Here is a 6,366-nt window from a genome sequence, read left to right as displayed (position 1 = left end):
GGCGGCGGGGCCGCGGCGGGTGCGGGCGGCGGATCCTCGGGCTGCAGGCGCCCCGCGCCGCCCACCGCGATGTCGCGCGCGCTGGCGATGAAGCGCGGCAGGCGGTCCTTCTGCTTCGGCGGCTCGTGCCGGACCGAGGCCAGGATCACCGCGCCGGTCACGGCCGTGCCCGTCAGGGATTCGGCTGGCGGCACGACGGGCTGGCCTTCCGGCGACATGGAACCGCCCGACCAGAACGCACCCATCGCCGCCCACGCCTCGGGCGAGGCGAACTTGGTCTTCTCCGCGCTCGCCTGGCAGGCGCGGCGCGCGGCTTCGTCCGGCTTGCGCACCCAGCCCTCGGCCGCGTCGATCGCGACGCGGTCCTCGGGCGGCAGGGCGGCGTCGGGCACGGCGCGCGCGCACATGCAGGCCCACCAGACGGCTTCGCGCTTCGGCAGGGCATGCGCGATCAGCCGCACCGCATCCTGGGCGCGGTCCGCCGCGAGCAGTTTCTCGACGGCGGTGGACGCGTCCGCGACGCCGGCCAGCAGCGCCTGTCCTTCCGCGTCGAGTTCGAGGCGGGGGACGAGCGGCGCGAGGGGGACGGCGAGCTTGGAGGGTGTCTGGCTCATCTCAGTTGATCAGGACGACCGCTCCCTTGATCATGGTCGGGCCGCTGCCCTCCACCGTGACCATTGTGCCCTTAAGTTTCGCCATTAGGCCAGACTCGGCGTTCAGCATCGTCTTGGCCTTGATCGTCACCATGGGCGCGTCGATCGTGACGCCCGAATTGTCGATCTTGATCGAGGAGGGGCCCACCTTCAGCGTGATGCTCTGCGCGGCCGAGATGTCGATCTTCCCGGCGGTCGCGTCCATCGTGATGTTGCCGGTCTTGGCCTTGGTCGTGATGTTGCTGTTGACCTCGGTGTACTGGTCGCCGGCCTTGATGAAGGTGTTGCTGTCGCCCTGGTCCACCTGCAGCGTGCGGTCGCCCTGCTTGACGAAGTCGTTGTAGTCGCCCTGCTCGACCACCGTGCCGCGGTCGCCCTGCTTGACGAACAGGTTGTCGTCACCTTCCCCCGTCACGCGCGCGTAGTCGCCCTTGTCGACGAAGGTGGAGAAGTCGCCCTCGCCGACCGTCACCCATTTGTCGCCCTTCTTGATCTCGTAGGTGTCGTCGCCGTCGTTGTCGCCGACGTTGATCAGTTCCGTCCGCGCGTCCTCGATGACCGCGTTCATGTCCTTCTGGGCGCGGAGATAGACCTCCTCCGCCCCCTTGTTGTCGTCGAAGTAGATGATGTTCGCGAGGCTGGAGGACCCGCCCTTGGACGAGCGCGAATGCATCCCCGTGCGCGTCTTCTTGGACGGCATCGGGAAGGACGCGGCCAGCGGCGCGTCGTCGCTGTAGAGCGAGCCCACCACCACCGGCTTGTCCGGGTCCCCGTCCACGAAGCCCACCAGCACCTCGTCGCCCATGCGCGGCAGGAAGAAGGTGCCGCCCCACTTGCCCGCGGCGGGCTGCGCGACGCGCACCCAGATCTCGCAGGCCGTGTCGTCCTTCTTGGTCAGCCGGTCCCACAGGAAGCGGATCTTGATGCGGCCGTACTTGTCGGTGTGGATCTCCTCACCCGCCGGGCCGACGACGATCGCCGACTGCAGCCCCGGCACCAGCGGGCGCGGGCGCGGGGCGGAAGGACGATAGGGCCGGTCCGCCGGGATCATGGTGATCGCGGCCGTGTAGGACGATCCGCCGCCGTCGGTCAGGTGCGTCTCGTCATGCGCGCTGTGGACCACGCGCGTCAGCAGGTATTCCTCGCTGGTGTCGGGCGCGTTCTGGTCGAGCGCGACCTTGATCTTGCAGCCGGCATTCATCACCGGGTCGAAGGCCACGGCCTGGGCGATGTCGGCCTCGGCCTCGAAGGTCTGCATGGCGCGCAGGTCGGGCGTGCCCTCGGGCTTCACATGCTGCCCGCCGGGCCAGACGCGCATCTCGAAGGACGCGTTGTTCTGGATCTCGCTCAGCGCCGTGTTCGTCGTCGAGTTGAAGGGCTGGGTGTGCTTGATCAGGTTGTAGTCCATGGCGGCGACCGCGCCAGGCTGGACCTGCGTGCGATGGCGGAAGCCCGACAGCGCGTTCCAGTCGCTCGATCCCGACTTGACGACATAGGGGCCGGAGCTGATCGGCAGATAGTCGGCGCTCGCGGTGCCGACCATCATGCTGTGCACACCGTCACCGTGGAGCCAGTAGTAGCCGCAGCCGGTTTCATCCAGCAGCCGCTGGCAGAAATCCAGGTCGGTCTCATTGTACTGGATGCAGTAGGGGCGCGGCGTCTCGTCGGGCGACATGAACACCGGAACGTCGTCGCCGCCCTCCTGCAGGAGCTTCTTGACGATGGTCGGCACCGATTCGTTCTGGAACACCCGGCAGTCAGAGGTCCGCGAGAGATTCCAGAACTTCGGCACGATCTCGAGCCCATAGGCGGCGTATTCGGTGCCGAAGGACCCGATGACGCGGAAGGCCGAGATGTAGCCGTTGAACCATCGCGGTTCCTCGTCCTTCCCGCGCTGGATGCTGACCGAGGCGGTGTGCCCGACCACCTCGGACGCCTTAATCTCCTTGTTCTTGCTCAGCACCTCGACTTGCACGAGGAAGGGGCGCGAGATCGCCTCCACCGCCTCCACCCGGCGCAGGACGAATTCCTTGCCGCTCGAGGTCGTGATCGCCAGCGTACGCGGTTCCTGGCTCAGATCGCCGGACATCCAGCCGCTCCTTGATTCCGAGCCCATTCTAGCCGCGCTTTCCCGCGCGTTGGAACCGCCGCCCGGGGTGCCGGACGCCGCCGGCTGAAGCGTTTCATCTTTGCCGGGCGCCGCGTCCAGCATGCCGGCTTGCGCCAGCGCAAGGCGTGCTCCCGGTCACAGCGGCCAATCTCGCACCATGAGCGCCACCTCCGCCCCGGCCGAACCCGTCCTGCTGCGCCACGCTGCAACCCCCCTGCCGCGCTACACGAGCTACCCGACGGCGCCGCATTTCGCGCCGATCGACCCCGGCACCTATGCCGAATGGCTCGGCGCGATCGGGGCGGAGGACGCGCTTTCGCTCTACGTCCACGTCCCCTTCTGCCACGCGTTGTGCTGGTATTGCGGCTGCCACACCTCGGTCACCCGCTCCTCGGCCCGCATCGCGCGCTACCGCGCGGGGCTGGAACAGGAAGCGGCGATGGTCGCGGGGCTGATCCCCGCCCATGCGGGCGTGGCCGCGCTGCACCTGGGCGGCGGCACGCCGACCGCGCTCGGCGCCGAGGGCCTGGCCGCCCTCGCCGCGACTCTGCGCCGCCTGTTCCCCTTCCGCGCGGGGGCCGAGATCGCCGCCGAGCTCGACCCGCGCAGCCTCGACACGCCGCTGATCGAGGCGCTGGCCGCGCTCGGCCTGACGCGCGCGAGCCTCGGCGTGCAGGACGTCACCCCCTCGGTCCAGGCGCTGATCGGGCGCGTGCAGCCGGCCGAACAGGTGGAGGCCGCCGTCGCCGGGCTGCGCGCCGCGGGCATCTCCCACATCAACATGGACCTGATCTACGGCCTGCCCGGCCAGGGCGTCGCCGAGGTCGAGGCCTCCGCCCGCTTCGCCGCGGCGTGCGGGGCGGACCGCATCGCCGTCTTCGGCTATGCGCACGTGCCCTGGATGAAGTCCCACCAGAAGGGCATCCGCGAGGAAGACCTGCCCGGCCCGGCGCTGCGCATGCGCCAGCAGGAGGCCGCGGCGCGCGTGCTGGCCCAGGCCGGCTACGCCGCGATCGGCATCGACCATTTCGCGCGCCCCGGCGATCCGATGACCATCGCCGCGGCCGCCGGCACGCTGCGGCGCAACTTCCAGGGCTACACGACCGACACCGCCCCCGCGCTGGTCGGCTTCGGCGCCTCGGCGATCGGGCGCCTGCCGCAGGGCTTCGTGCAGAACGAGCCGGATGAGCGCGGATGGCTTGCCGCGGTCGAGGCCGGCCGCCTGCCCGTCGCGCGTGGCCGGGCCCTGACCGGCGAGGATGTGCTGCGCGCCGCGCTGATCGAGCGGGTGATGTGCGACGGCGCGATCGACCTCGCCGCCGTGCCCGAGGCGGTCATGGCGAGCGCCGCGGACCGCCTCGTCACGCTGGAGACGGACGGGCTGGTGCGGCGGGAGCCGTCGCGGATCGTCGCGACCGAGGCCGGGCGCCCCTTCCTGCGCCACTTCGCGGCCTGCTTCGACGCCTTCCTGGCCCCGCGCCCGGCGCGGCACAGCGCGGCGGTGTAGCGCATCATCCGTCCTGCCGGACGGATGCCGTGCCCCGCGCCTGCCGGATCCGCCGGCGTGGGCTATTCCCGCCCCTTGTTGCGCATCAGCCGCGACTTGTCGCGCTGCCAGTCGCGTTCGGCGATGGCGGCGCGCTTGTCGTGCTTCTTCTTGCCCTCGGCCACGCCCAGCAAAATCTTCGCCCGCCCGCGGTCGTTGAAGTGGATGTCGAGCGGCACGAGCGTCGCCCCTTCCCGCGTGATCGCCCCCGTCAGGGTCTCCACCTGCTTGCGGTGCAGCAGCAGCTTGCGCGGGCGGCGCGGCTCGAACTTCGCCATGAAGGACCCGGCCTGCCATTCGGGAATGTAGCAGTTGAACAGCCACATCTCCCCGTCCCGCTCGCCGGCCCAGGCCTCGGTCAGCGTCGCGCGGCCGGCGCGCAGGCTTTTGACCTCGGGCCCGATCAGCGCGATGCCGGCCTCGATCGTCTCGCCGATCTTGTAGTCGAAGCGCGCCTTGCGGTTCTGCGCGGCGATGCCGTGCGAGATCAGCGAGGACTTCCTCTTCTCAGGCACTTTCTTCTGCCCTCAAACGGCGGGCGCCGGCCATCCGGCCGGCTCGCCTTCGCGCCCTGCGCTGTCGCACCCGGCGCGGCGTACGGGTTGGGCGCGGTCGCGCTTCGCGCTCCCGGATCCTGCATGCGCAGGATCCGCACGTGATGACGCCGCCTCGACCTGGTCGGACGCGTTCAGTTCAGCAGCCCCACCGAGACCATCGCCTCGCGCACCCGCGCCTTGCTCGAATCGGCGATCGGCGCCATCGGCAGGCGGCAATGGTCGGTGCTCTTGCCGAGCAGGCTCGCCGCGTACTTCACCGGGCCGGGCGACGTCTCGCAGAACAGCGCGTCGTGCAGCGGCACGAGCCGGTCCTGGATCGCCATCGCCTCATCCACCCGCCCGGTCCGCCACGCCTTGTGCATCTCGGCGCAGAGCCGCGGGGCGACATTTGCGGTCACGCTGATGCAGCCCACGCCGCCGGCGGCGTTGAAGGACAGCGCCGTGTGGTCCTCCCCGCTCAGCTGGATGAATTCCTCGCCGCAGGCGCGCTTCGTGTGCAGCGGGCGCGCCAGGTTCGCCGTCGCATCCTTCACGCCGACGATGTTCCGGTGCTTCGCCAGCCGCGCCATCGTCTCGACCGACATGTCGATCACGCTGCGGCCGGGGATGTTGTAGAGGAACATCGGGATGTCGGCGGCGTCGGCGATCGCCGTGAAGTGCAGGAACATCCCTTCCTGCGTCGGCTTGTTGTAGTAGGGCGTGACGACGAGGATCGCGTCCGCGCCGGCCTTCTTCGCATGCACCGCGAAGTCGATCGCCTCGGCGGTGCTGTTGCTGCCGGCGCCAGCCATCACGGGCACGCGGCCCTTCGCCGCCTCGACGCACATCTCGACGACGCGCTTGTGTTCCTCGTGGCTCAGCGTCGGGCTCTCGCCCGTGGTGCCGACCGGGATCAGCCCCTCGGTGCCCTCGGCGATCTGCCATTCGACCAGGTCCTGGAACGCCTTCTCGTCCACGGAGCCATCCGCGCGCATGGGCGTAATGAGCGCAACCATGGATCCCCTGAACATGACGCTTTCCTCCGGTGCCGGCGACAGGCGCCGAAACTAGGCTTCGCCCCCCGGCGCGACAAGGCCGGCGGGGATTTGGTAAGCATCCGGCATGCGCCGCCTCATCCTCCTCGCCGCCCTCCTCCTGCCCGTTCCGGCCGCCGCACAGTCCTGGGCGCCGGATGGCGCGCGCGCCGCCGGCCGCCAGGCCATCGCCGCCGCCTCGGCCGGCCGCTGGGGGGAAGCGGAGTCCTTCGCCGCCGCGGCCGACCCGCTGGCGGCCAAGCTCGTGCTCTGGATCCGCCTGTCGAACCGCGCCGCCCCGGCCTCGGCGGCCGAACTGGTCGCCTTCCTGGCAGAGAACCCCGACTGGCCCTTCCCCGACGCCATGGCGCGCCGCGCCGAAGCCGCGCTGGCGGCGGAGGGCGACGACGCCCTGGCGCTGCGCCACTTCGCCGGCCAGCCCGCGCGCACCCTCCAGGGCGCGCTGCGCCACGCCGAGGCGCTGGAC

At 70.6% G+C, this 6,366-nt stretch carries 5 protein-coding genes and 1 pseudogene; 2 read left to right on the top strand and 4 right to left on the bottom strand.

Annotation, left to right across the window (positions count from 1 at the left end; all coding sequences use genetic code 11):
• Both HW577_RS18385 and HW577_RS18380 read right to left on the bottom strand, forming a co-directional pair.
• On the bottom strand, positions 1-614 hold a 614-nt coding region (locus HW577_RS18385; protein WP_198377598.1), incomplete at its 3' end, for a DUF6931 family protein.
• Position 615: 1 nt separating this feature from the next.
• Entirely contained in the window at positions 616-2,742 is a 2,127-nt protein-coding gene (locus tag HW577_RS18380; RefSeq protein WP_198377597.1) for a type VI secretion system Vgr family protein, read from the bottom strand.
• A gap of 178 nt (positions 2,743-2,920) precedes the next feature.
• Here HW577_RS18380 and hemN point away from each other — a divergent pair, with 178 nt between their 5' ends.
• Positions 2,921-4,270, top strand: a complete 1,350-nt coding sequence (gene hemN, locus HW577_RS18375; RefSeq protein WP_198377596.1) for an oxygen-independent coproporphyrinogen III oxidase — start codon at positions 2,921-2,923, stop codon at positions 4,268-4,270.
• Between the two features lie 62 nt (positions 4,271-4,332).
• Here hemN and smpB read toward each other — a convergent pair whose 3' ends face one another.
• Together smpB and dapA are read right to left on the bottom strand one after the other, a co-directional pair.
• The gene (smpB, locus tag HW577_RS18370) at positions 4,333-4,824 is read right to left on the bottom strand and encodes an SsrA-binding protein SmpB (RefSeq protein WP_198377595.1); all 492 of its coding nucleotides are present in this window, start codon (positions 4,822-4,824) and stop codon (positions 4,333-4,335) included.
• Positions 4,825-4,997: 173 nt separating this feature from the next.
• On the bottom strand, positions 4,998-5,876 hold the full coding sequence (gene dapA, locus HW577_RS18365; protein ID WP_198377594.1) for a 4-hydroxy-tetrahydrodipicolinate synthase: 879 nt from the start codon (positions 5,874-5,876) through the stop codon (positions 4,998-5,000).
• 91 nt (positions 5,877-5,967) lie between these two features.
• Between dapA and HW577_RS18360 the strand changes: the two are divergent.
• A pseudogene (locus HW577_RS18360) lies at positions 5,968-6,366 on the top strand (lytic transglycosylase domain-containing protein); the annotation flags it as partial.

This window comes from Neoroseomonas rubea (assembly GCF_016106015.1).
Taxonomy (GTDB): Bacteria; Pseudomonadota; Alphaproteobacteria; order Acetobacterales; family Acetobacteraceae; genus Neoroseomonas; species Neoroseomonas rubea.
This window is presented reverse-complemented; position numbering and strand designations above follow the sequence as displayed.

What these genes read in the sequence shown, in the direction of transcription:
- HW577_RS18380 (WP_198377597.1), bottom strand. Translation starts at nt 2,742, where the DNA reads ATGTCCGGCGATCTGAGCCAGGAACCGCGTACGCTGGCGATCACGACC.
- hemN (WP_198377596.1), top strand. Translation starts at nt 2,921, where the DNA reads ATGAGCGCCACCTCCGCCCCGGCCGAACCCGTCCTGCTGCGCCACGCT.
- dapA (WP_198377594.1), bottom strand. Translation starts at nt 5,876, where the DNA reads ATGTTCAGGGGATCCATGGTTGCGCTCATTACGCCCATGCGCGCGGAT.